The sequence below is a fragment of the Amycolatopsis sp. NPDC004169 genome (assembly GCF_040610315.1).
Lineage (GTDB): Bacteria > Actinomycetota > Actinomycetes > Mycobacteriales > Pseudonocardiaceae > Amycolatopsis.
The window spans coordinates 1-19670 of sequence record NZ_JBEXMD010000009.1 but is presented as its reverse complement, the minus strand read 5'-3'; the positions used below and the strand labels follow the sequence as shown (position 1 = coordinate 19670).

The window sequence follows — 19670 nt, the reverse complement described above, 5'->3', positions numbered from 1 at the left end:
CGGCTCCCGGCCGATTTGGCAGCATAGGGGCGTGTTCTTCGACAAGATCGTCCGCCCGGCGCTGTACCGGCTGTCCTACCACGATCCCGAGCTGGTGCACGAGCGCACGATCGGCGTACTGGCCCGGCTCGGCAAGTTCGCGCCCGGCGGCGTCCTGCGCGTCGACGACCCCGTGACCGTGCTGGGCCTGCGGTTCCCCAACCGCGTCGGCCTGGCCGCCGGGATGGACAAGAACGGCCGCGCGCTGCCGGCGTGGGCCGCGCTGGGCTTCGGGTTCGTCGAGGTCGGCACGGTGACGCGGCTGGCGCAGCCGGGCAACCCGAAGCCGCGGCTGTTCACCCTGCCCACCAGTGACGCGATCATCAACCGCATGGGCTTCAACAACGACGGCGCGGAAGCCCTCGCCGCCAAGCTCGCCCGCGACGGCAAACCGGGTGTGCCGCTGGGGATCAGCATCGGCAAGTCGAAGGTCACGCCGCTCGAGGACGCCGTGGAGGACTACCGGTTCTCGCTGCGCGCGCTGCACCCGTACGCGGACTACTTCGCGATCAACGTCAGCTCGCCGAACACACCAGGGCTGCGGCAGCTGCAGGACCGCACCGCGCTCGCCGAGCTGCTCGGCGAGCTGCGCACGACGTCGGCCGAGCTGGCCGGCACCGGCAGCCCGACGCCGGTGCTGGTGAAGGTCGCGCCCGACCTGACCGACGACGCCCTGGCCGAGCTGCTGGAAGTCGCACTCGAGCACGGCGTCGCCGGGATCATCGCCACGAACACGACCCTGTCCCGCGAGGGGGTCGCGCCCGCGGAGAGCGGCCTGGCCGGACAGGCGGGAGGACTGTCCGGCCGGCCGCTGACCACCCGCGCGGCCGAGGTCGTGCGGTTCGTGCACGACCACACCGGCGGGAGCCTGCCGATCATCGGCGTCGGCGGGATCACGAGCCCGGACGACGCCGTCCGGCTCGTCGACGCCGGCGCGTCGCTCGTGCAGCTCTACACGGGCTTCGCGCTGCACGGGCCGGGTCTGGTGCGCCGCGTCAGCCGGCGTCTCGCAGCCCGGCGGTAGACGCGAAGCGGACGTACCCGCGCCAGGACTCGTAGCGGTCCAGACCGGGTCCTTCCGCCGCCAGGCACCGGACGGCCAAGGGCGCGGTGCCGTCGTCGAGCACGACGCGGTCGAGCACGAACGGCTCCTTCAGCGTGGCGGCGAACCGTTCGAACGCGGCCGGGGACAGCCGCCAGCGTTCGCCGTCGAGGACCGTGGCGCCTTCGACGACACCCGGCTGCGGTGGCGCGGTGTCCAGGAGCACCATCCGGTAGCCCTCGGTGGTCCGGACCGGTCCGCTGAACCGGGCGCCGAGGGCGGTGAGGTCGGCGTTGAGCGGCTGGCCGCGCAGGTGGGCACCGAACACGACGACGTCCTCGCCCGGCTCCGGGTAGGGCGCCATCGGCTCGTCCGTGCAGACGGTCGCCAGGTCGAGGGCGATCTGGTCTTCGAACGCCCGCGTCAGGAAGGTGACGCCGAACGGGCGGCGGTCGCCCGGCAGCACCGGGACGGTCACCGTGGCCACGTCGAGGAGGTTCGCGAAGGCCGTGCACGAGGCCAGGCGGTGGCCGACGCCGGCCGGGTCGGCCAGCGCTTCGGCGATCCCCGGCTGCTCCGGGACGGTCGGGACGATCAGGGCGTCGAAGCCGTCGAACCCCTGCTCGGCGACCGGGACCGGGGTGAGCACGGCGCCGGCCGCGGTCAGCCGGGCGACGACGGCCTTGAGCGCGAGGCCCGCCGCTTCGCCGAGGGGCAGGTCGGCGGGGTAGGCGATCCGCGGGTGCTCGCCGGCGCCGAGGCGGACGTCGGCGGGCCATGACCGCTCGCCCCCGGTCATCAGGGTGAGCGCGCGGTGGGCCGCGACCAGGCCGTTCGCGTACACGGAGACATTGTCGGCGGCGGGCAGCAGGCCACGCGTCGGCTTCACCGCGGCGACGGCGTTCAGCGCCGCCGGGACCGCGCCGCCGGTGCTCAGCGCCAAGTCGACGACGCCGAGCGCGACGGCGACCGCGGCACCGTTGCCGCCGGCCTTGGTGCGGTCCCAGGCGCCGGAAAGCATGGCGGCGCCGGTCTTGCCGAGCACGACAGCGCCGGCCGACGTGAGCCGGGCGACGACGGGAGCGCTCGTTTCCGGGACGCTGCGGCCGGAGGGCTGCTTCGCGACGTCGATCAGGTCCTGGACGGCGACGACCGTGCCGGCCAGCGGCAGGTCCTCGCCGGCTTTGACGCGTTCGTCGACGGCCTTGGCGTCGACGAGGACGTCTTCGACCGCGCGGAGGGTGGTCCAGAGTTCGGGGCGGCCGGCCTCGGTGAGGCGTTCGAAGGCCGCGATGACGCGCTGGGAGGCGGTGGGCGGGGTGATCGGCACGGGGTCCGGATCCGGCGGGAGCGTGTTCACGGGGCGTCCTTTCCTCGGCGGTCGAGAAAGTCCACTGTGTACGGTCGGCGCCGGCGATCCTCAGTGCACGGCGGGCCTCCCGGCGAGTGACACCTCTGCATGCATGACAGAAACGTTAGGGCGTGGACGTTTCCGTCGCCATCAGTTTCCGATTACGCGCGGGTTTCGGCACCGGAAGGTGAACAGGGCGCGACGCCGGGGTGAAACGCACGATCACGCACGCCGGGCGACGAACCCCCGCCTCACCCATCCGGCGGCACTCGAACGGCCGAGTTTGAGATCCGAACGGCCCAGCAACCCCCGAATTCGCGTGACGGGAGGGTCGACACGCGTGATCAGGGGGGCGACACGCGTGATCAGGGGGTCGACACGCCGGGCCGGGAGTCGGTTGGCCGTGTCGACCCTTCAATCACGCGTGTCGACTCCGCAATCACGCGTGTCGACCTGCGGATCACGGTCAGGAGAGTTCGCGGAGGGCGAGGGCGAGGCCGGCCAGGCGGTCGGTGGCGTCGGTGAGGGCCTGCTTGGACGTCACCAGGCCGTCGCCGGCCGCGGCGACCGTGTGGCCGGCCGCGGCGACCAGGCCGCGGTAGCCCTCGAGGCCGTCGTCGAGCTGGTCGCGGAGCTTGGCCACCGCTGCGTCCAGGGCCGGCTTCTCGCGGGCCGGCGCGGAGTCGCGGCCGCGCTCGATCGCCTGGATGCGGGCGGCCAGGCCGCGCAACGCGGCCGCCGCTTCGGTGGCCGTCTGGCGGGCGTCGGCGACCGAGACCTCCGAGACCGGGGGCGCGCCCAGCGAGGACGGCACCGAGAGCTGGCGCAGCAGCTCGCCCAGCGAGGCTTCGCACTCGGCGAGGCGCTCCATCGGCTCGCGGGCCGCCGAGCGGGCGGGCGGCAGCGGCGGCGGGCCGGCCGGGGCCGCCGGGATCGGGGTGCGCTTGAGGTCACGCAGCTTCAGCCCGGACCGGACGCTGAAGGTGCCGAAGATGACGACCCCGGCGAACGCGGTGATCGCCTGCGGCATCATCGCGGCGTGGGTCGGGCTGATCCAGCCCAGCGCGGCCGCCACGGTGACGACGCCGCACAGGATCGTCAGGATGATCCACAGCGTCAGCGCCTTCGACGTCCGGCGCTTGCGGCGTTCGAGCTTCGCGGCCGGGTGGTTCCAGCGATCCCACTTGGCGCGCGCCTCGGCGAACGCGGGGACCTGGCTGGCCATGGACGACAGCGAGGCCGTCATGTCGGGCCGCCGGACCGGCGGCCGTTGCAGCGGGTTCGGGCGCTGCGGTGCAGGCTTCCCGCCGGCCTGGTCGGCCGGCGGGAAGTACTTCTGCACCTTCTGGAGCTTCTCCTGGGCGCGCACCGCGTAGTCGGGCAGCTTCTCGATGTGCTTCTCCAGCTTCGCGCTCAGCTCGCTGAAGTCACGGCGTCTGCCGCCCTGCTGCGCCATGGTGCTCGCCCCCTTCGGCGTCGTCAGGCCGGGTTCTTGCCCTGCTCGGCCTGCACGCGCGCCTGGATCTCACGCTGGATGTCGGACTGGCTGGTCGACGCCGGGGCCGTCTTGCCACCGTCGGTGACCTGGGCGACCGAGTCGCCGTGCATCGACGCGCGGATCTGCTGCAGCCGCGACTGGCCGGCCAGCTGCGTGGTGGAGGCCTGGACCTCCATCATGCGGCCCTGGACCGAGTTCTGGGCGAGCTCGGCCTGGCCCAGCGCCGTGGTGTAGCGCTTTTCGATCTTGTCGCGGACCTCTTCCAGCGAAGGCGTGTTGCCCGGCGCGGCCAGCTGGCTCATCTGGTTCAGCGAAGCGGAGACCTGCTCCTGCATCTTCGCCTGCTCCAGCTGCGAGAGCAGCTTGGTGCGCTCGGCCAGCTTCTGCTGCAGCATCTGCGAGTTGCGCTCGACGGCCTGCTTCGCCTGCGCCGCGGCCTGCAGCGACTGGTCGTGCAGCGTCTTGAGGTCCTCGATGCTCTGCTCGGCCGTGACGAGCTGCGTCGCGAAGCTCTCCGCGGCGTTCTCGAACTCGGTCGCCTTCTGCTCGTCGCCCTTGGCGCGCGCCTCGTCCGCGAGGACCAGCGCCTGCCGGGTCGAGGCCTGCAGCTTCTCGACCTCGCCGAGCTGCCGGTTGAGCTTCATCTCCAGCTGCCGCTGGTTGCCGATCACGGAGGCGGCCTGCTGCGTCAGCGCCTGGTGGTTGCGCTGCGCCTCCTCGATGGCCTGCTGGATCTGTACCTTCGGGTCGGCGTGCTCGTCGATCTTCGACGAGAACGCCGCCATCATGTACTTCCAGAACTTCACGAACGGGTTGGCCATCTCCTCCGCCTGCCTTCTTGCGTCCCACGGGCCTAGGTACTCGGGGTGTGGGGCGTCGCTCCCCTGCTGACAGTTCAACGCACCAACCCCGGCGTCGGGTTCCATCGTGTCAGGTCGGCCACGTCCGTTCCAGGCGACCCGGCCGAATTCAGGGATCCCCCCGATCACTACCCGTAGACAACGCGGACGGCCCCGGGCGGGTTGCCCGGGGCCGGCGACGGAAATCGAGGGTGGCGCGGGGACGCCGACGGCCCCGGGCTCGGTGCCCGGGGCCGTCGGCGCAATGCTCGCTTACGCAGCGATGGTCGAGGCCAGCTTGGGCTGGCCGATCGTCGTCCGCAACGTCGTGTTCATCCGCGGCGCCGGGGAAACCCGCAGGTCGGCGAGGTCGTTCCCGATCAGCTCGGACATCAGGCGGCCGCCTTCGATGCCCGCTGCCGACGCCTCGGCGCCCCGCTTCTCCCGGGGCGCGCCTTCCACGATCCGCTCGTCGACCGGTGGGACCTCGACGTTGTCGAGGGCCGAAACGTCCGCCGCCACGTTGTGCAGCAGCTCGCCGAGCGGAAGGTCCAGGGCCTGGCAGATGGACGCCAGCAGCTCGCTCGACGCCTCCTTCTGGCCCCGCTCCACCTCCGAGAGGTAGCCGAGGCTGACCCTGGCGGCGCGGGAGATGTCGCGCAGCGTACGACGCTGGTTGGTGCGGGCATGACGGAGCCGATCACCGATCGCCTCACGCAACAGCACGGTCATCACGCGCCTCCCTTCCGAACAAGTACCCCCTACGTTACCCAGAGCGGCGCCCCGGGCGCAGGAGTTGGTGTGCACGTACGCCAAGGGCGAACGCGTGTTTCACGCCAAATGTTCCCCGAGCAGCGCAAACGCGGCCAAGACCGACTCGGTCCTGATCAAGTCGCGATCGCCGCTCAAGGCCAGGCTACGCACTGTACGCGTTCCCGGCCCGGCGAGCCCGACGTGCACGGTGCCCGGCGGGACGCCGTCCTGGGCCGACGGCCCGGCCACGCCGGTGAGCCCGAGTCCCCACGTGGCGCCGCACCGGTCGCGGGCCCCCTCGGCCAGCTGGGCCGCCACCTCGGGGTGGACCGCCCCGTGCTCGGCCAGCAGCTCCGCGGAGACGCCGGCCAGCGCCGCCTTCAGCTCGGTGGCGTAGACCACCAGTCCCCCGCGCAGCACCGCGCTCGCCCCCGGCACCCGCGCCAGGGTGGCGCAGACCAGGCCCGCGGTCAGCGACTCGGCCGCCGCCACCGTCTCGCCCCGCGCGGTCAGGGCCGCGACCAGGGCCGTTTCGTCCACGCTCAGCTCCCGGTGACCCGGCGCCCGGCCGCGCGCAGCCGCACCGCCCGCACCAGGTAGTCGACGCCGGTCACCACGGTCAGCACCAGCGCCAGCCCCATCAGCGCCCACCGCACCGGGTCGGCACCGGACGGCAGCGGCAGCAGGTACGCCACGATCGCGGCGATCTGCGCCATCGTCTTCGCCTTCCCGCCGCGGCTGGCCGGGATCACACCGTGCCGGATCACCCAGAACCGCAGCAGCGTCACGCCGATCTCGCGCACCGCGATGACGATCGTGACCCACCAGCCCAGCTCGCCCAGCACGCTCAGCCCGACCAGCGCCGCGCCGGTCAGCGCCTTGTCCGCGATCGGGTCGGCGATCTTGCCGAAGTCGGTGATCAGGCCGAACTTGCGGGCCACCCAGCCGTCGAGCTGGTCGGTGGCCGACGCGACGGCGAACAGGCCGGTCGCGATCGCCCGCCAGGTCGTGTCGTGGCCGTCGCCGACGAACAACGCGATCACGAACAGCGGCACCAGGACCAGGCGCGAGAGCGTCAGCAGGTTCGCGACGTTGAGCGTCGGGACCGGGGTCGGCTCCGGGACCTGCGCGGGGACGTCGTGGGCGAGGCCCTCGTCGGCGGCGTCGCTGGGGAGCGCACTCACCGGTCGGCGTCCGGTGCCGCGCGGACGATCAGGTCCACGCCGGCGGAGTCGACGACCTCGCAGCGGAGGAAGTCGCCGACCTGCACCTTCTCCGGCGCGTCGAGGATGACGCACTCGCCGTCGACCTCCGGCGCCTGGTGGGCGGCGCGGCCGGTCAGCTCGCCGTCGTCGTCCAGCTCGACCAGGACGTCGACGAAGGTGCCGATCCGGTCCTCGGCGCGCTGCGCGGTCAGCTCCTCGACCAGCGCGGAGATCCGTGTGACGCGCTTCGCGACCTCTTCGGCGTCGAGCTTGCCGTCGAAGCCCTCGGCCTCGGTGCCGTCCTCGTCGGAGTAGCCGAAGACGCCGACCGCGTCGAGGCGCGCGCCGGTCAGGAAGCGTTCCAGCTCGCTCAGGTCGTGCTCGGTCTCGCCGGGGAACCCGACGATCACGTTGGTGCGGATGCCGGCCTCGGGCGCGTACTCGCGGATCTGCTCGCACAGCGCCAGGAACGAGTCGGTCGAGCCGAACCGCCGCATCCGGCGCAGCACCTGCTCGCTCGAGTGCTGGAAGGACAGGTCGAAGTACTCGGCGACGCCCGGCGTGGTCGCGATGGCCTTGACCAGCTGCGGGCGCGTCTCGGCCGGCTGCAGGTAGGAGACGCGGACGCGCTCGATGCCGTCGATCTCCGCCAGCCGCGGCAGCAGCCGCTCCAGCGCGGTGGCGCCGTCGCGGCCGAAGTCCTTGCCGTAGGACGTCGAGTTCTCGCTGACCAGGAACAGCTCCTTGACGCCGTTTTCGGCCAGCCACATCGCTTCGGCGACGATCTCGTCCGGCTGCCGCGAGACGAAGGAACCGCGGAACGACGGGATCGCGCAGAACGAGCAGCGCCGGTCGCAGCCGGAGGCGATCTTCAGCGCGGCCACCGGCGAGTCGTCCAGGCGCGTGCGCAGCACCCGCGGGCCCCAGCCGTGCTGGGCGTGCCCCGGCACCTCGACCGCGTCCGCGGCGGCGGGCCGCTCGACCGGGCTGATCGGCAGCAGCTTGCGGCGGTCGCCCGGGGTGTGCGAGGCGATCTTGCGGCCGGCGACGACGTCGTCGAGCCGGGCCGAGAGGTCGGCGTAGTGGTCGAAGCCCAGCACCGCGTCGGCCTCGGGGAGGCTGTCGGCGAGCTCGTGGCCGTACCGCTCGGCCATGCAGCCGACGGCGACGACCTTCTTGCCCGTGTCGGACGCGGCGAGCAGCGTGTCGACGGAGTCCTTTTTGGCCGACTCGACGAAGCCGCAGGTGTTGACCACGACGACGTCGGAGTCCTCCGGGTCGGCCGCCAGCTCCCAGCCGCCGGCCGCGAGCCGGCCCGCGAGCTCCTCCGAGTCGACCTCGTTGCGGGCGCAGCCCAGGGTCAGCAGGGAGACGCGTCGGGTGGCAGCTGGGTCCGCGGCAGGGGAAGGCACGACGTTCAGGGTAGCCGCCGGTCCCGGGCGGCCCGACGACGGCGTAGCCCGGTCGTGTCCCCGCGCCCGGCAAGCGATGTGGCAGGCTTGACGATCGTGCTGTCCGACTCGCCCCGCCCGGCCGTCCGCCGCGCCCGCATCGCCGACGTCCGCAAGATCAAGGCCCTGGTCGACTCGGACGCGGGCCGCGTCCTGCTGGAGAAGGACCTGGTCACGCTGTACGAAGACGTCCAGGAGTTCTGGGTCGCCGAGGTGGGTGACGAGGTGGTCGGCGCGGCCGCGCTGCACGTGCTCTGGGAGGACATCGCCGAGCTGCGCACGGTCGTGGTCGACAAGGCCGTCCGCGGCCAGGGGGTCGGCCGGGTGCTGGTCGCCCGGCTGGTCGACGAGGCACGTGAGCTGGGCCTCAAGCGCCTGTTCGTGCTGACCTTCGAAACGGGGTTCTTCGCCGGGCACGGGTTCGTGGAGATCGACGGCACGCCGGTGTCGCACGAGGTCTACGAGGAGATGCGGCGCTCGCACGACACCGGCGTCGCGGAATTCCTGGACCTGCCCTACGTCAAGCCGAACACCTTGGGAAATTCCCGCATGCTGCTCGAATTGTGAGTGAAAACCTCCTTTCGGGCGGTGACGTGCGCCACTGCCCTGCTCGAAGCTGATCGGGCACTTGTCCCCGATCGGCAAGGAAACCGATGCGCACGACACTGCGGAACCTGGGGGCCACCGTGACGGTGGCCGTTTCTGTCGGCGCGGGCGCCCTGCTGGGCACCGGCACCGCGGCCGCCGTCGACATCCCGGCGGTCACCGACCAGTACCTCTTCAGCACCTCGCTCTCGAACTTCGAGACGATCCGGAACTCCGCGCCCTACAACGGCCAGCTCGACTGGTCGTCCGACGGCTGCTCGTGGGCCCCGGACAACCCGTTCGGCTGGAAGTTCCTGCCCGGCTGCCACCGGCACGACTTCGGCTACCGCAACTACAAGAAGCAGGGCCGCTTCACCGAGGCGAACCGGCTGAAGATCGACGACAACCTGTACACGGACCTGAAGAGCGTGTGCGGGTCGAACATCGCCTGCAAGGGCGCGGCCTGGACGTACTACGAGGCGGTGCGCAAGTTCGGCGGCTGAGGTCGGCGCCCGGGTCGCACACGCGGCCCGGGCAATGGCCGAAGATCACTCCCGAGCGGCCAGGACGACGGGCGACCCGAGCAACTGATCCGATGGACATGCGCCCGGCCTCAGCGGCACCTGAGAGCAGCTGATCGAGTGCATATGTCTTCGTGGTGCGAGTCCCGGCCGCGACTCGACGCGGCGTTCTACGGCGGCATCTTCCCTGCGGTGTGGAACTTCCAGCTGGCGCTGCGCTCGCGCGGGCTGGGGTCGACGCTGACGACCTACCACCTGGCCCGCGAGGCGGAGGCGGCGGAGATCCTCGGCATCCCGGAGGGCCACACGCAGGCCGGGCTGCTGCCGGTGGCGTACACGACGGTGCCGGACTTCAAGCCCGCGCCGCGCACCCCGCTGTCCGAAGTGGCCTACCTCGACCACTGGGGCACGCCGCTCAGCTGATCCGGACCGTGGCTTCCCCGCCGTCCTCGCTCACCGAGACCAGCTCGATCCGGCTGGCGGCGAACGACGTCGCCTGCGGGCCGGTCCGGATGCCGCTGTGGAGCTCGGCCGTGGTGCTTTCCCCGCGGCCGGGCTCCTTCAGCAGGAACGCCAGGGTCGCCTCCCCCTGCCAGATGCAGGTCATCCCGGGCCGGCACCGCGAGTCGGCGACCACCCGCGTGAAGCGCACGGTGAGGTCCTTCCCCGCCACGGCGGCCTCCTGCCCCAGCCGCAGCGTGACCTCCTGCCCGGCGGCGGCGCTGACGGCCGGCCCGGCGACCGGCTGCCCGGCGGCGACCGAGCTCCCGGCACCCACCGTGACGACGGCGAAGGCGAACAGTCCGGCTACGAATCGCTGAAGGTCCACGCACCCAGGACGGAACGGAGCCGGGCCGGGTTGCACGGCTACTCGTCGTCGCCGGCGTCCGCGTCCACCGGGCCGCCGCCGCGGATCATGAACAGGACCGACTCCAGTTCCTCCGGCTTGATCAGCACGTCCCGGGCCTTCGAGCCCTCCGACGGGCCCACCACCCCGCGGCTCTCCAGCAGGTCCATCAGCCGCCCCGCCTTGGCGAAGCCGACCCGGAGCTTGCGCTGCAGCATCGACGTTGAACCGAACTGGGACGTCACGATCAGCTCGGCCGCCTGCAGCAGGACGTCGAGGTCGTCGCCGATGTCCGGGTCGATCTCCTTCTTCTCGCCCGCCTTGGCCGCGGTGACGCCGTCCTGGTAGTCCGGCTGCGCCTGCTCCTTGGCGTAATTGACGACCGCGGCGATTTCCTCGTCCCCGACGAACGCGCCCTGGATGCGGACCGGCTTCCCGGCGCCCATCGGCAGGTAGAGCGCGTCGCCCATGCCGATCAGCTTCTCCGCGCCCGGCTGGTCCAGGATGACCCGCGAGTCGGTCAGCGACGACGTCGCGAAGGCCAGCCGCGAGGGCACGTTGGTCTTGATCAGGCCGGTGACGACGTCGACCGACGGCCGCTGCGTCGCCAGGACCAGGTGGATACCGGCCGCACGCGCCTTCTGGGTGATCCGGACGATCGCGTCCTCGACGTCGCGCGGGGCGGTCATCATCAGGTCGGCGAGCTCGTCGACGATCGCCATGATGTACGGGTACGGGCGGTACTCGCGCTCGGACCCCGGCGGCGCGGTGATCTCGCCCGAGCGCACCTTCTTGTTGTAGTCGTCGATGTGCCGGACCTTGTTGACCTGCATGTCCTGGTAGCGCTGCTCCATCTCCTCCACGAGCCAGGCCAGTGCGGCGGCGGCCTTCTTCGGCTGGGTGATGATGGGCGTGATCAGGTGCGGGATGCCCTCGTAGGGCGTCAGCTCGACCATCTTCGGGTCGATCAGGATCATCCGGCACTCGTCCGGCGTCGAGCGCGCGAGCAGCGACACCAGCATCGAGTTGACGAAGCTCGACTTACCGGAACCGGTGGAACCGGCGACCAGCAGGTGGGGCATCTTCGTCAGGTTCGCGGTGACGAAGTGGCCCTCGATGTCCTTGCCGAGGCCGATCACCATCGGGTGGTTGTCCTTGACCGTGGACGGCGCCCGCAGGACGTCGCCGAGGCGAACCATCTCGCGGTCGGAGTTCGGCACCTCGATGCCGACCGCGGACTTGCCGGGGATCGGCGCCAGCAGGCGGACGTTGTCGGTGGCCACCGCGTAGGCGATGTTCTTGGTCAGCGCGGTGATCTTCTCGACCTTCACCCCCGGGCCGAGCTCGACCTCGTAGCGGGTGACCGTCGGGCCGCGAGTGAAGCCGGTGACCTGCGCGTCGACGTTGAACTGCTCCAGCACGCCGGTGATCGCCTCGATCATGGCGTCGTTGGCCTTGCTGCGGGACTTCGGCGCGTCGCCGAGCTTCAGCAGGTCGGGCGGTGGGAGCTGGTAGTCGCCTTCGACCGTCCGGGTGACCGCGAGCGGCGGTTCGACCGGCTTCTTCGGCTTCTTCTCGACGACCTCCGGCACCGGCTTGGGCTTGGGCGGCTTGATCGGCGTCGGCGCCTCGGCCAGCATCGCGTCGATGTCCAGCTGCTCGGGCTCGGCGTCGCTGGACTGGCGGCGCCGGGACGGCTTGCGCAGCCGCGCGGCCTTGGGGTCGGCGTCGGTGACCTTCTCTTCGTCGGTGGCGAAGCCCGAGCGCTGCGCCTCGGCTTCGGCGATCTCGTCCTCGTCGAGGCCCCAGTTCCGCAGCCGGTGCGGGATCTGGCGGACCGGCGTGCCGGTGAACACGAGCACCCCGAAGAACAGGGCGAGGATCAGCAGCGGCACGGCGACCCAGGTCGTGACACCCATGGTGAGCAGGCCGCCGGAGAACGCGCCGACGATGCCGCCGGCATACATCCGGCCGTCGTTGGTCTCGGGCAGCGCGGTGAAGATGTGCAGCATCCCGAGCACGGACAGGACGACCATGATCGTGCCGACGACCATCCGCGGCCGCGTCTCCGGGTGCGGCTCGGACCGCATCAGCGCGACGGCGACCACGACCAGCACCAGCGGCAGGGTGACGGCCCCGGCGCCGAGGACGGTCCGGGTGGCGATCTCCACCCCGGTGCCGATCGGCCCGGCCGCCCGCCACCAGACGCCGACGGCCGCGACGATGCCCAGGCCGATCAGGCCCAGCGCCAGGCCGTCGCGGCGGTGTTCCGGTTCGAGCTCGCGGGTGCGGCCGACCGTCCTGGCCAGCGTGCCGAGGCCCTTGGCCAGCAGGTTCCAGGTCCCCCGGACGCCCTTGCCGAAGATCCCGGGCGTCTTGCGGCGGGCGCGTGGCGGGGGTTTGCGAGCGGACGTACGGGGCTTCGCAGGTGTACGCGGCTTACGCGCCGCTGCCCCCTTCGCGCCGCTTCCCGTGCTTCTCTTCCTCGTCGCCGACCCAGCCATGCCTTTTACGGTAACCGGCCGTGGCGGTTCGTCCCACGCGCCACTCTCGGCCCAGGGTGAACTTCTGCCTCACACCGCGGGTTGAGCGGCCATCCGGGTGAACCGATCCGGCCAGTGCGCAAACGGGTGAAATCGGCGTCTGCCATGCTCTGCCCCATGGTCGCGCTGAACTCCGACAACACCGCTCGCCGGGCGCCCGCCATCTGGCGGACCATGCTCAACATCGACCGCGGGCTGGTGAACCTCGTCGGGCGGCTCACGGTGACCGGCCGGGTGCCCGCGCAGCTGCGGGGCAGGCCGCTGCTGATGGCCGCGAACCACATCGGGGTGTTCGACGCCTTCGTGCTGATGGCCGCGTGCAAGCGGATCGGCATCAACCCGCGGTTCATGCTGGCCGGCGGCATCCTCGACGCGCCGGTGATCGGGCCGGCGCTGCGGGTCAGCGGGCACCTGCGGGTCGACCGCAAGCACGCCGGCACCGCCGTCGGGCAGTTCGCCGAGGCCGTCGAGGCGATGAAGACCACCCGCGAGCCGATCATCGTCTACCCGGAGGGCCGGATCAGCCACGACCCCGGCCTGTGGCCGGAGCGCGGCAAGACCGGCGCGGCGCGGCTGGCCCTGGCGGCGGGCGTGCCGGTGATCCCGATCAGCCAGTGGGGCGCGCACGAGGCCGTCTACTGGGGTACCGAGACCGTCAACGGCCCGGCCGACCTGGTCCCGCTGGCGCGCTCCGGGCTCAGTGCGCCGCTGCGCCGGCCGAAGTTCCGGGTGCACTTCGGCGACCCCGTCGACCTGTCGGACATCGACACGCAGCGGCCGGGCGCCGGCGTGCGCGCGCACGCGAAGATCATGCAGGCGATCACCGACGGCCTCGTCCCGCTGCGCCGCGACGAGCTGGACCGGCCCCGGTTCCACGACCCGACGCGGCCCACCGACACGGTCAGCCCCTGGAAGCCGCAGTCCGGATCGTGAGACGCGCGGCCGCGCACCCCTAGAGTCGGCGGACGTGAGCACACGGATACTCGTCGTCTACTACAGCTCGACCGGGAACACCGCCGCCCTCGCCGAGTCCCTCGCCGCGGGCGCGGGCGAGACCGGGGCCGACGTGCGGGTGCGGACGGTGCCGGAGACCGTGCCCGCCGAGGCGATCGCGCGGAACCCGCGCTGGCAGGCCTGGGTCGACGCCGGCCCGCACCACGAGCTCGCCACCCTCGACGACCTCGAGTGGGCCGACGGGCTCGCCGTCGGCAGCCCGACCCGGTTCGGCGGCCCGGCCGCCCAGCTCAAGTCCTTTTTGGACAGCACGGGTGGCCTGTGGGCGCAGGGAAAGCTGGCGGACAAGGTCGCCACGTCGTTCACGACGGCGTCCACAGCCCACGGCGGCCTGGAATCGACGTTGCTGGCGATCAACAACGTCTTCTACCACTGGGGCGCGATCGTCGTCCCGCTCGGCTACACGGACCCGCACCTGAAGGAGTCCGGAAACCCGTACGGCGGTTCGTTCGTGTCCCGCAAGTCCGCGGCACCGGACGACATCGCCCTCGACGCCCTGCGCCTGCAGGGACGGCGGCTGGCCACGATCACCACGCACGTCGCGACCGGGCTGAAGCAGGCGGAGTGAAGGTCCGGGCGCTCCAGCCCGGCCCCCGGATCAGCGCCGGTCGGCGAGTTCGCCATCGGCCGGACCACCCCCGGTCTGCGGCGCCCCGCGCGGCTTCACCACCACCTGCGGCGCGGGCTTCGGCTTCGGCTTGGTGGGCTTCGGCGCCGGCTTGGTGGGCGTCGGCGTGCCGGTGGCCCCCACGGTGAACTGCCGCCACCAACTGCCGGTGCCGCCCTCGAGGCAGGACATGGTGGCGTACCACACGCCCGGCTGCACTCCGCTGAACGTGATGGAGTGCTTGTTCCCGTTCTGAACCATGATCCCCTGTTGGCTCGGCCGCTGACCACGGTAGAAGTCGTAAGCCGCCAAGGCCCTGACGTCGGCGGTGGCACACGTACCCGTGATGGTCACCGCATTCCCTTTCACGGTGACCTTCATCGACGTCGGATTGCCCGGGTACGCCTCATCGGCCGAAGCCACGGCAGACGACAGCAGCACGCAACCGGCAGCCACACCCGCGGCGGCAATGGATCTTCGCATTTTCCCTCCAATTGATCGCGGGATTTTCGGGGCACCGGGAACACGCCTGCCGCCGTCGCCGTGGTTGCGGCTCGGACGTAACGAAACGGACTCGCCTCCGGCGGTCCGGTCAGCCCCGGGCCGCGCGGCGACGCAGGGCCACGGCGCCGCCCGCACCCAGCAGGGCGAGCGCGCCGCCGCCCGCGACGAGCGGTGCGACGCCGCCGGATTCGTCATCGGCCGGGCCACCACCGGTCTGCGGCGCCCCCTGCGGCTTCACCGCAACCTGCGGCGCGGTCTTCACCGGCGGCTTGACGGGCTTCCCGACGGTGAAGTTCCGCACGGCGCCCCCGGAGCCGGGTCCGCCTTCGTGGCAATACATCGAGGCCACGTAGTTCCCCCGCCGGACCCCGGTGAACGTGATGGACCGCTTCTTCCCGCTCGCCTTCATGACTCCCCAGCCGATCGGCTCGTGCCCACGAGGCTCCGCGTAACCCCCTTCGGCCGTGGTGCCGGCGGTGTCGCAGACAGCCGAGATGGTCACCACGCTGCCCGACACCGTGACCTTCATCGTCGGGTTTTCCGGCTTTTCCGCGGCCGACGCCGTGATCGGCGACAGCAGCGCGAAACCGGCGGCCACACCGACGGCAGCAAGAACTCTTCGCATTGTTTCCCTCCAGGATTCATCGCATGACGACAGCACGCGAGAATTGCGTGAATCTCTTCCCCGCCGAAAAGAATCGCGGGGTCCCCCGTCTCTTTCGAGACATCCGGAAGACGCCTGCCCCCGTGCCCGGTTCCCGCCCGAACGTAACGAAACGGACTCGGCGTCGACGTGATCGGCATAACCGGGAAAATGGTTTCGGCGGTGACGCCGGGCCACCTACAGTCCCGGTGGTGACCACCGAACTGCCCGTCGTCACGCCGCCCCGGGTTGCCCACCGGGGCCGCGGGACCGCCTATGTCTTGCTCGCCGCTCTGTTCTTCAGCACGTCGGGCACCCTCGGCAAGTCCGCGATGTCCGCCGGGATCACCCCGGAGCAGGTGGCCGCGGCCCGGATCTCGCTGGCCGGGGTCGTGCTGCTCGCCGGGGTGGCGCTGGTGGCGCCGCGGAAGCTGCGGGTGCGGCGGGCCGAGCTGCCGGTCCTGGCCGGGTACGGCCTGCTCGGCGTGGCCGGCGTGCAGCTGCTCTACTTCGTCGCCGCCGGGCGGATCCCGGTCGGGATCGCCATCCTGCTCGAGTTCGTCTCGCCGGTGCTGATCGCGTTGTGGGTGCGGTTCGTGCGGCGGCACCGGCTGCCGCGGGCGGTGTGGGGCGGGATCGCGCTCGCCATGGCCGGGCTCGCGCTGGTCGCGCAGGTCTGGGAAGGCGTCACGCTCGACGGGCTCGGCCTGCTCGCCGGCTTCGGCGCGGCGCTGTGCTCGGCCGGGTACTTCCTGCTCGGCGAACGCGCGGTGGCCGGCATCGACCCGCTGGGCCTGGTCACCTGGGGCATGGTGATCGGCGCGGTGGCGATCGGCTTCGTCGCGCCGCCGTGGACGTGGCCCGCCGGGCTGCTCGGCACGGAGGTCGGGTTCGGCGCCTGGCGCCCGCCGGTGTGGCTGCTGCTGACGCTGCTGGTCCTGGTCGCGACCGTGCTCGCGTACGTGTGCGGCATTTCGTCGCTGCGGCACCTGCCCGCGTCGGTGGCGAGCGTGCTCGGGCTGGTCGAGCCGGTGATCACGACGGTCGCGGCGTGGGTCCTGCTCGGCGAGCAGCTCGCCTGGCCCCAGCTGCTCGGCTCGGCGATCCTGCTGGGCGGCGCGTACGTCGTGCAGCGCAACTCGGAGCTGCTCACGCGGTGACGTTGCGCAAATCCTGCACCGGATAGCCGCCGAGTGGGAAAATCCAGGCTCACCCCGGGGAGGACACGTGGCGACGAAATCCGGGCTGCGGCCCGATCTGCGGCAGCGGCACGTCCGGATGATCGCCCTCGGCGGCATCATCGGCGCGAGCCTGTTCATCGGCAGCGGCGCGGTGATCCACACCGTCGGCCCGGCGGCTGTCCTGTCCTACGCCGTCGGCGGGCTGCTCGTGGTGCTGGTGATGCGGATGCTCGGCGAGATGGCGACCGCGGCGCCGTCACTGGGCTCGTTCATGGAGTACGCGCGCGACGCCCTCGGCGGCTGGGCCGGCTTCACGATCGGCTGGCTGTACTGGTACTTCTGGGTCGGCGTGGTCGCGTTCGAGGCGGTCGCGGGCGCGAAGATCCTGCAGGGCTGGATCCCCGGCGTGCCGCAGTGGGTGTTTTCCCTGGCCCTGATGCTGCTGCTGACGGCGACGAACCTGGCCTCGGCGCGCTCGTTCGGCGAGACGGAGTTCTGGCTGGCGTCGATCAAGGTCGCCACCATCGTCGTGTTCCTGGTGCTGGGCACGCTGTTCGTGCTCGGGCTTTGGCCGGACGCGCACTTCTCGGTGGGCAACATCGGCCTCGACGGCTTCGTCCCGAACGGCCCGTTTTCGGTGGTGCACGGCGTGGTGATCGTGATTTTCTCCTATTTCGGAGCGGAGATCGTGACGATCGCGGCGGCGGAGTCCGACCAGCCGGAGACGGCGGTCCGCAAGGCGACGTCGACGATCGTCTGGCGCGTGATCGTGTTCTACGTGGGTTCGGTGGCCTTGCTGGTGATGATCACGCCCTGGCGCGAAATCCCGAGCGAGACGAGCCCGTTCGCGGCGGCGTTCGGCCGTTTCGGCGTCCCGGCGGCCTCGACGATCGTGTCGGCGGTGGTACTGACGGCGGCGCTGTCGGTGCTGAATTCGGGGCTGTACACGGCATCCCGGATGTTGTTCGCGTTGCGCCGCCACGGCTGGGCCCCGGGCTGGATCGCGGACACGAACGCGCGAGGCGTGCCGTGGAAGGCGATCCTGGCGTCGACGTCGGTCGGGTACGTGGCGGTGGTGATGAGTTACGTGTCCCCGGACAAGATTTTCTACTTCATCATCAATTCGGCGGGCGCGGTGGCTTTGATCGTGTACGCGATCATCTGCGGTTCGCAGATCCGGATGCGGAGGACGCTCGAGGCGTCGGCGCCGGAGAAGCTGAAGCTGCGGATGTGGGGGTACCCGTGGTTGAGCTGGGTGACGCTGGGACTGACGCTGGTGGTGGTGGCGTCGATGCTGTTCGTGGACGCGGACACCCGGGCGCAGTTGTCCTTGAGTCTGGTCAGCTTGGCGGTGATCTTGGGCGTCTACGCGGTCATCCGCCGTCGATCCGCCCGCGCCGCCGGGTGATCGACCGGAAACGCCAGGTGCGCGCTCAGTGATACTGAACTGAAACGCCCGCCGTCCGGCCATCGGAAGATCGTTCCGGATACAGCACGAGGCCGCAACTATGTCGGCCGCCGGGCAGACATCACGTAACAGCCGACTCGCCGCAACGTTGGTAATGGCTACCACCATCCGGCGAGGGGATGAAAATGCGGAAGCCAAAGCCCGAAGAAGCGCGACGGCACGTCAAGTTCGAGAAGGACCCTTTCCGGACACCATTTCAACGGGACCGCGACCGGGTTCTGTATTCGTCCGCGTTCCGGCGGCTGTCCGGAGTCGCCCAGGTTGCTGCGGTGAACGAGCAGCGAGTTCTCCACAACCGCCTCACCCACAGCCTCAAGGTGGCGCAACTCGGCCGCAGGTTGGTTCAGCACCTGAAGCACGACAAATCCGCGGCGGCGCGAGACCTCCGGCACCTCTCCGGCATCCAGGCCGACGTCGTGGAAACGGCCGGGCTCGTCCACGACATCGGGCACCCACCCTTCGGGCACGTCGCCGAACCGGTCCTCGACGCCTGCCTGCGCGAAGCCGGCGGACTCGAAGGATTCGAGGGCAATGCCCAGTCGTTCCGAATCGTCACGAAACTCGCCAGGAGGCGGCTGGAGCATCCCGGGCTGGACCTCACCCGCGCCACGCTCGACGCGATACTTAAATACCCTCGGCCGAGATCGGCGGCGGCCGGCTCACCGTTCACGGCCCGGCCTGGACAGATCGAGGGTACGGCAACAAGTGGGGCGCCTACCTGAGTGAACTGAAAGACTTCCGCTGGGCGCGCAAGGGCGCCACCCGGAACCTCAGATCCGCGAACGCCGTTCTCATGGACTGGGCCGATGACATCACGTACGCGACTCACGACATCGAGGACTACTTCCGTGCCGGGCTGATACCTCTTCACAACCTGGTCGACGACCGGGACCGTATCGCGAAGCACGCTCGCCGCCGGCTCGGCAAACTGCCGGATTTCGATATGACCCGGTTCGAGGTCGAACTGGACAAAGCCATCGGCCGGTTCGATGGGGGCATCAAGTCCTCGTGCTGGGACACCAGTCGCAACCGTGCGGCCATGAACAAGATCACGACCGCCAACCTCACCGAATGCGTGGCCGCCGTTTCCCTCGTGGACGAACCCCCGTACGTCTCGGTGGATCCCCGATGCCAGTACCTTGTCGAGGCACTCAAGGAGCTGACCTGGTTCTACGTCATCGACAGACCTTCGCTGGCGGTGATGCAGGAGGGACAGAAACACATCATCCAGTCGCTTTACGACCGTCTCAGCAGCTGTCTGGCCAGTTCCCCCAAGAGCCCTCGCCTTCCCGTCCACCTCCGTTCGATACACCACGACCTGGGCCAGGACCCGGACTTCATGGCCGCCTGCACCAGGACATCGACGGCCCGGCGGGCACGAGCGGTCGTTGACTACATGTGCCTGCTGACCGAAGCCCAAGCCGTCTATCTGGACGAGCGGCTGGGCGGCCGCTCGCACAGTTCGATGTTCGGGGCCTGGTTCAGCTAGACGAGTAATGCGTAACTCGGTCAGTGGTCGTAGGCGGTCAGTGATCGGGTGATGGGTTGGCCGGTGGCGCGGTTGTGCCAGATGGCGGCG

At 70.9% G+C, this 19670-nt stretch carries 20 protein-coding genes and 1 pseudogene; 10 read left to right on the top strand and 11 right to left on the bottom strand.

Features of this window, described 5'->3' with window-relative positions; genetic code table 11:
* The first annotated feature begins 31 nt into the window (after nucleotides 1–31).
* Complete coding sequence (locus ABZX11_RS14395; RefSeq protein WP_354913150.1) at nucleotides 32–1063, top strand: quinone-dependent dihydroorotate dehydrogenase; 1032 nt, start codon at nucleotides 32–34, stop codon at nucleotides 1061–1063.
* Here the strand turns inward: ABZX11_RS14395 and ABZX11_RS14390 are convergent.
* From ABZX11_RS14390 to rimO, 7 genes are all read right to left on the bottom strand, one after another.
* Entirely contained in the window at nucleotides 1035–2441 is a 1407-nt protein-coding gene (locus tag ABZX11_RS14390; protein ID WP_354913148.1) for an amidase family protein, read from the bottom strand. The genes ABZX11_RS14395 and ABZX11_RS14390 overlap by 29 nt on opposite strands.
* A gap of 457 nt (nucleotides 2442–2898) precedes the next feature.
* The gene (locus ABZX11_RS14385; RefSeq protein WP_176171547.1) at nucleotides 2899–3888 is read right to left on the bottom strand and encodes a hypothetical protein; all 990 of its coding nucleotides are present in this window, start codon (nucleotides 3886–3888) and stop codon (nucleotides 2899–2901) included.
* Nucleotides 3889–3911: 23 nt separating this feature from the next.
* The gene (locus ABZX11_RS14380) at nucleotides 3912–4751 is read right to left on the bottom strand and encodes a PspA/IM30 family protein (RefSeq protein WP_354913146.1); all 840 of its coding nucleotides are present in this window, start codon (nucleotides 4749–4751) and stop codon (nucleotides 3912–3914) included.
* 291 nt (nucleotides 4752–5042) lie between these two features.
* The gene (locus tag ABZX11_RS14375) at nucleotides 5043–5501 is read right to left on the bottom strand and encodes a helix-turn-helix transcriptional regulator (RefSeq protein WP_167454979.1); all 459 of its coding nucleotides are present in this window, start codon (nucleotides 5499–5501) and stop codon (nucleotides 5043–5045) included.
* 99 nt (nucleotides 5502–5600) lie between these two features.
* Nucleotides 5601–6062: a nicotinamide-nucleotide amidohydrolase family protein gene (locus ABZX11_RS14370; protein ID WP_354913144.1), complete on the bottom strand. Its 462-nt coding sequence runs from the start codon at nucleotides 6060–6062 to the stop codon at nucleotides 5601–5603.
* 2 nt (nucleotides 6063–6064) lie between these two features.
* A complete protein-coding gene (gene pgsA / locus ABZX11_RS14365) occupies nucleotides 6065–6706 on the bottom strand; it encodes a CDP-diacylglycerol--glycerol-3-phosphate 3-phosphatidyltransferase (protein ID WP_176171549.1) in 642 nt (213 codons plus the stop codon).
* Nucleotides 6703–8139: a 30S ribosomal protein S12 methylthiotransferase RimO gene (gene rimO, locus ABZX11_RS14360; protein WP_176171550.1), complete on the bottom strand. Its 1437-nt coding sequence runs from the start codon at nucleotides 8137–8139 to the stop codon at nucleotides 6703–6705. The genes pgsA and rimO overlap by 4 nt, the downstream gene beginning before the upstream one ends.
* A 96-nt stretch (nucleotides 8140–8235) precedes the next feature.
* Between rimO and ABZX11_RS14355 the strand changes: the two genes are divergently transcribed.
* From ABZX11_RS14355 to ABZX11_RS14345, 3 genes and pseudogenes are all read left to right on the top strand, one after another.
* A complete protein-coding gene (locus tag ABZX11_RS14355) occupies nucleotides 8236–8745 on the top strand; it encodes an amino-acid N-acetyltransferase (protein WP_176177811.1) in 510 nt (169 codons plus the stop codon).
* A gap of 86 nt (nucleotides 8746–8831) precedes the next feature.
* Nucleotides 8832–9266 (top strand): phospholipase, encoded by a 435-nt coding sequence (locus ABZX11_RS14350; RefSeq protein ID WP_176171551.1) that lies wholly within the window; start codon nucleotides 8832–8834, stop codon nucleotides 9264–9266.
* Between the two features lie 177 nt (nucleotides 9267–9443).
* Nucleotides 9444–9707: pseudogene (locus ABZX11_RS14345) on the top strand (nitroreductase family protein); the annotation flags it as partial.
* Here ABZX11_RS14345 and ABZX11_RS14340 read toward each other — a convergent pair.
* Nucleotides 9700–10113, bottom strand: a complete 414-nt coding sequence (locus tag ABZX11_RS14340; RefSeq protein WP_354913141.1) for a hypothetical protein — start codon at nucleotides 10111–10113, stop codon at nucleotides 9700–9702. The pseudogene ABZX11_RS14345 and the gene ABZX11_RS14340 overlap by 8 nt on opposite strands.
* 38 nt (nucleotides 10114–10151) lie before the next feature.
* Nucleotides 10152–12635, bottom strand: coding sequence for a DNA translocase FtsK (locus tag ABZX11_RS14335; RefSeq protein ID WP_176171553.1), 2484 nt, complete (start codon nucleotides 12633–12635; stop codon nucleotides 10152–10154).
* Between the two features lie 156 nt (nucleotides 12636–12791).
* Between ABZX11_RS14335 and ABZX11_RS14330 the strand changes: the two genes are divergently transcribed.
* Both ABZX11_RS14330 and wrbA read left to right on the top strand, forming a co-directional pair.
* Complete coding sequence (locus tag ABZX11_RS14330; protein WP_176171554.1) at nucleotides 12792–13607, top strand: lysophospholipid acyltransferase family protein; 816 nt, start codon at nucleotides 12792–12794, stop codon at nucleotides 13605–13607.
* Nucleotides 13608–13641: 34 nt separating this feature from the next.
* Nucleotides 13642–14256 carry an NAD(P)H:quinone oxidoreductase gene (gene wrbA / locus ABZX11_RS14325; RefSeq protein ID WP_354913138.1) on the top strand — a complete coding sequence of 205 codons (615 nt, stop codon included), beginning with the start codon at nucleotides 13642–13644 and terminating at the stop codon, nucleotides 14254–14256.
* Nucleotides 14257–14286: 30 nt separating this feature from the next.
* Here the strand turns inward: wrbA and ABZX11_RS14320 are convergent, their stop codons facing one another.
* Both ABZX11_RS14320 and ABZX11_RS14315 read right to left on the bottom strand, forming a co-directional pair.
* The gene (locus tag ABZX11_RS14320; RefSeq protein WP_354913136.1) at nucleotides 14287–14778 is read right to left on the bottom strand and encodes a hypothetical protein; all 492 of its coding nucleotides are present in this window, start codon (nucleotides 14776–14778) and stop codon (nucleotides 14287–14289) included.
* 109 nt (nucleotides 14779–14887) lie between these two features.
* Nucleotides 14888–15424 carry a hypothetical protein gene (locus ABZX11_RS14315; protein ID WP_354913134.1) on the bottom strand — a complete coding sequence of 179 codons (537 nt, stop codon included), beginning with the start codon at nucleotides 15422–15424 and terminating at the stop codon, nucleotides 14888–14890.
* 230 nt (nucleotides 15425–15654) lie between these two features.
* On the opposite strand from ABZX11_RS14315, the gene ABZX11_RS14310 reads away from it, so the two are divergent.
* The 4 genes from ABZX11_RS14310 (at nucleotide 15655) to ABZX11_RS14295 (ending at nucleotide 19580) form a co-directional block, all read left to right on the top strand.
* Nucleotides 15655–16602 carry an EamA family transporter gene (locus ABZX11_RS14310; RefSeq protein WP_354913132.1) on the top strand — a complete coding sequence of 316 codons (948 nt, stop codon included), beginning with the start codon at nucleotides 15655–15657 and terminating at the stop codon, nucleotides 16600–16602.
* Between the two features lie 67 nt (nucleotides 16603–16669).
* Nucleotides 16670–18031: an amino acid permease gene (locus tag ABZX11_RS14305; RefSeq protein ID WP_354913130.1), complete on the top strand. Its 1362-nt coding sequence runs from the start codon at nucleotides 16670–16672 to the stop codon at nucleotides 18029–18031.
* A gap of 179 nt (nucleotides 18032–18210) precedes the next feature.
* Nucleotides 18211–18813, top strand: a complete 603-nt coding sequence (gene dgt / locus ABZX11_RS14300) for a dGTP triphosphohydrolase (protein WP_354913128.1) — start codon at nucleotides 18211–18213, stop codon at nucleotides 18811–18813.
* Nucleotides 18814–18884: 71 nt separating this feature from the next.
* Complete coding sequence (locus ABZX11_RS14295; RefSeq protein WP_354913127.1) at nucleotides 18885–19580, top strand: hypothetical protein; 696 nt, start codon at nucleotides 18885–18887, stop codon at nucleotides 19578–19580.
* Nucleotides 19581–19670: the final 90 nt, after the last annotated feature.

Bases quoted from the DNA above. Each gene is read 5' to 3' on its own strand.
- ABZX11_RS14295 (WP_354913127.1), top strand. From the start codon at position 18,885: ATGGACTGGGCCGATGACATCACGTACGCGACTCACGACATCGAGGAC.
- ABZX11_RS14315 (WP_354913134.1), bottom strand. From the start codon at position 15,424: ATGCGAAGAGTTCTTGCTGCCGTCGGTGTGGCCGCCGGTTTCGCGCTG.
- ABZX11_RS14380 (WP_354913146.1), bottom strand. From the start codon at position 4,751: ATGGCCAACCCGTTCGTGAAGTTCTGGAAGTACATGATGGCGGCGTTC.
- ABZX11_RS14350 (WP_176171551.1), top strand. From the start codon at position 8,832: ATGCGCACGACACTGCGGAACCTGGGGGCCACCGTGACGGTGGCCGTT.
- ABZX11_RS14320 (WP_354913136.1), bottom strand. From the start codon at position 14,778: ATGCGAAGATCCATTGCCGCCGCGGGTGTGGCTGCCGGTTGCGTGCTG.
- ABZX11_RS14385 (WP_176171547.1), bottom strand. From the start codon at position 3,888: ATGGCGCAGCAGGGCGGCAGACGCCGTGACTTCAGCGAGCTGAGCGCG.
- dgt (WP_354913128.1), top strand. From the start codon at position 18,211: ATGAAAATGCGGAAGCCAAAGCCCGAAGAAGCGCGACGGCACGTCAAG.
- ABZX11_RS14335 (WP_176171553.1), bottom strand. From the start codon at position 12,635: ATGGCTGGGTCGGCGACGAGGAAGAGAAGCACGGGAAGCGGCGCGAAG.
- ABZX11_RS14375 (WP_167454979.1), bottom strand. From the start codon at position 5,501: ATGACCGTGCTGTTGCGTGAGGCGATCGGTGATCGGCTCCGTCATGCC.
- ABZX11_RS14330 (WP_176171554.1), top strand. From the start codon at position 12,792: ATGGTCGCGCTGAACTCCGACAACACCGCTCGCCGGGCGCCCGCCATC.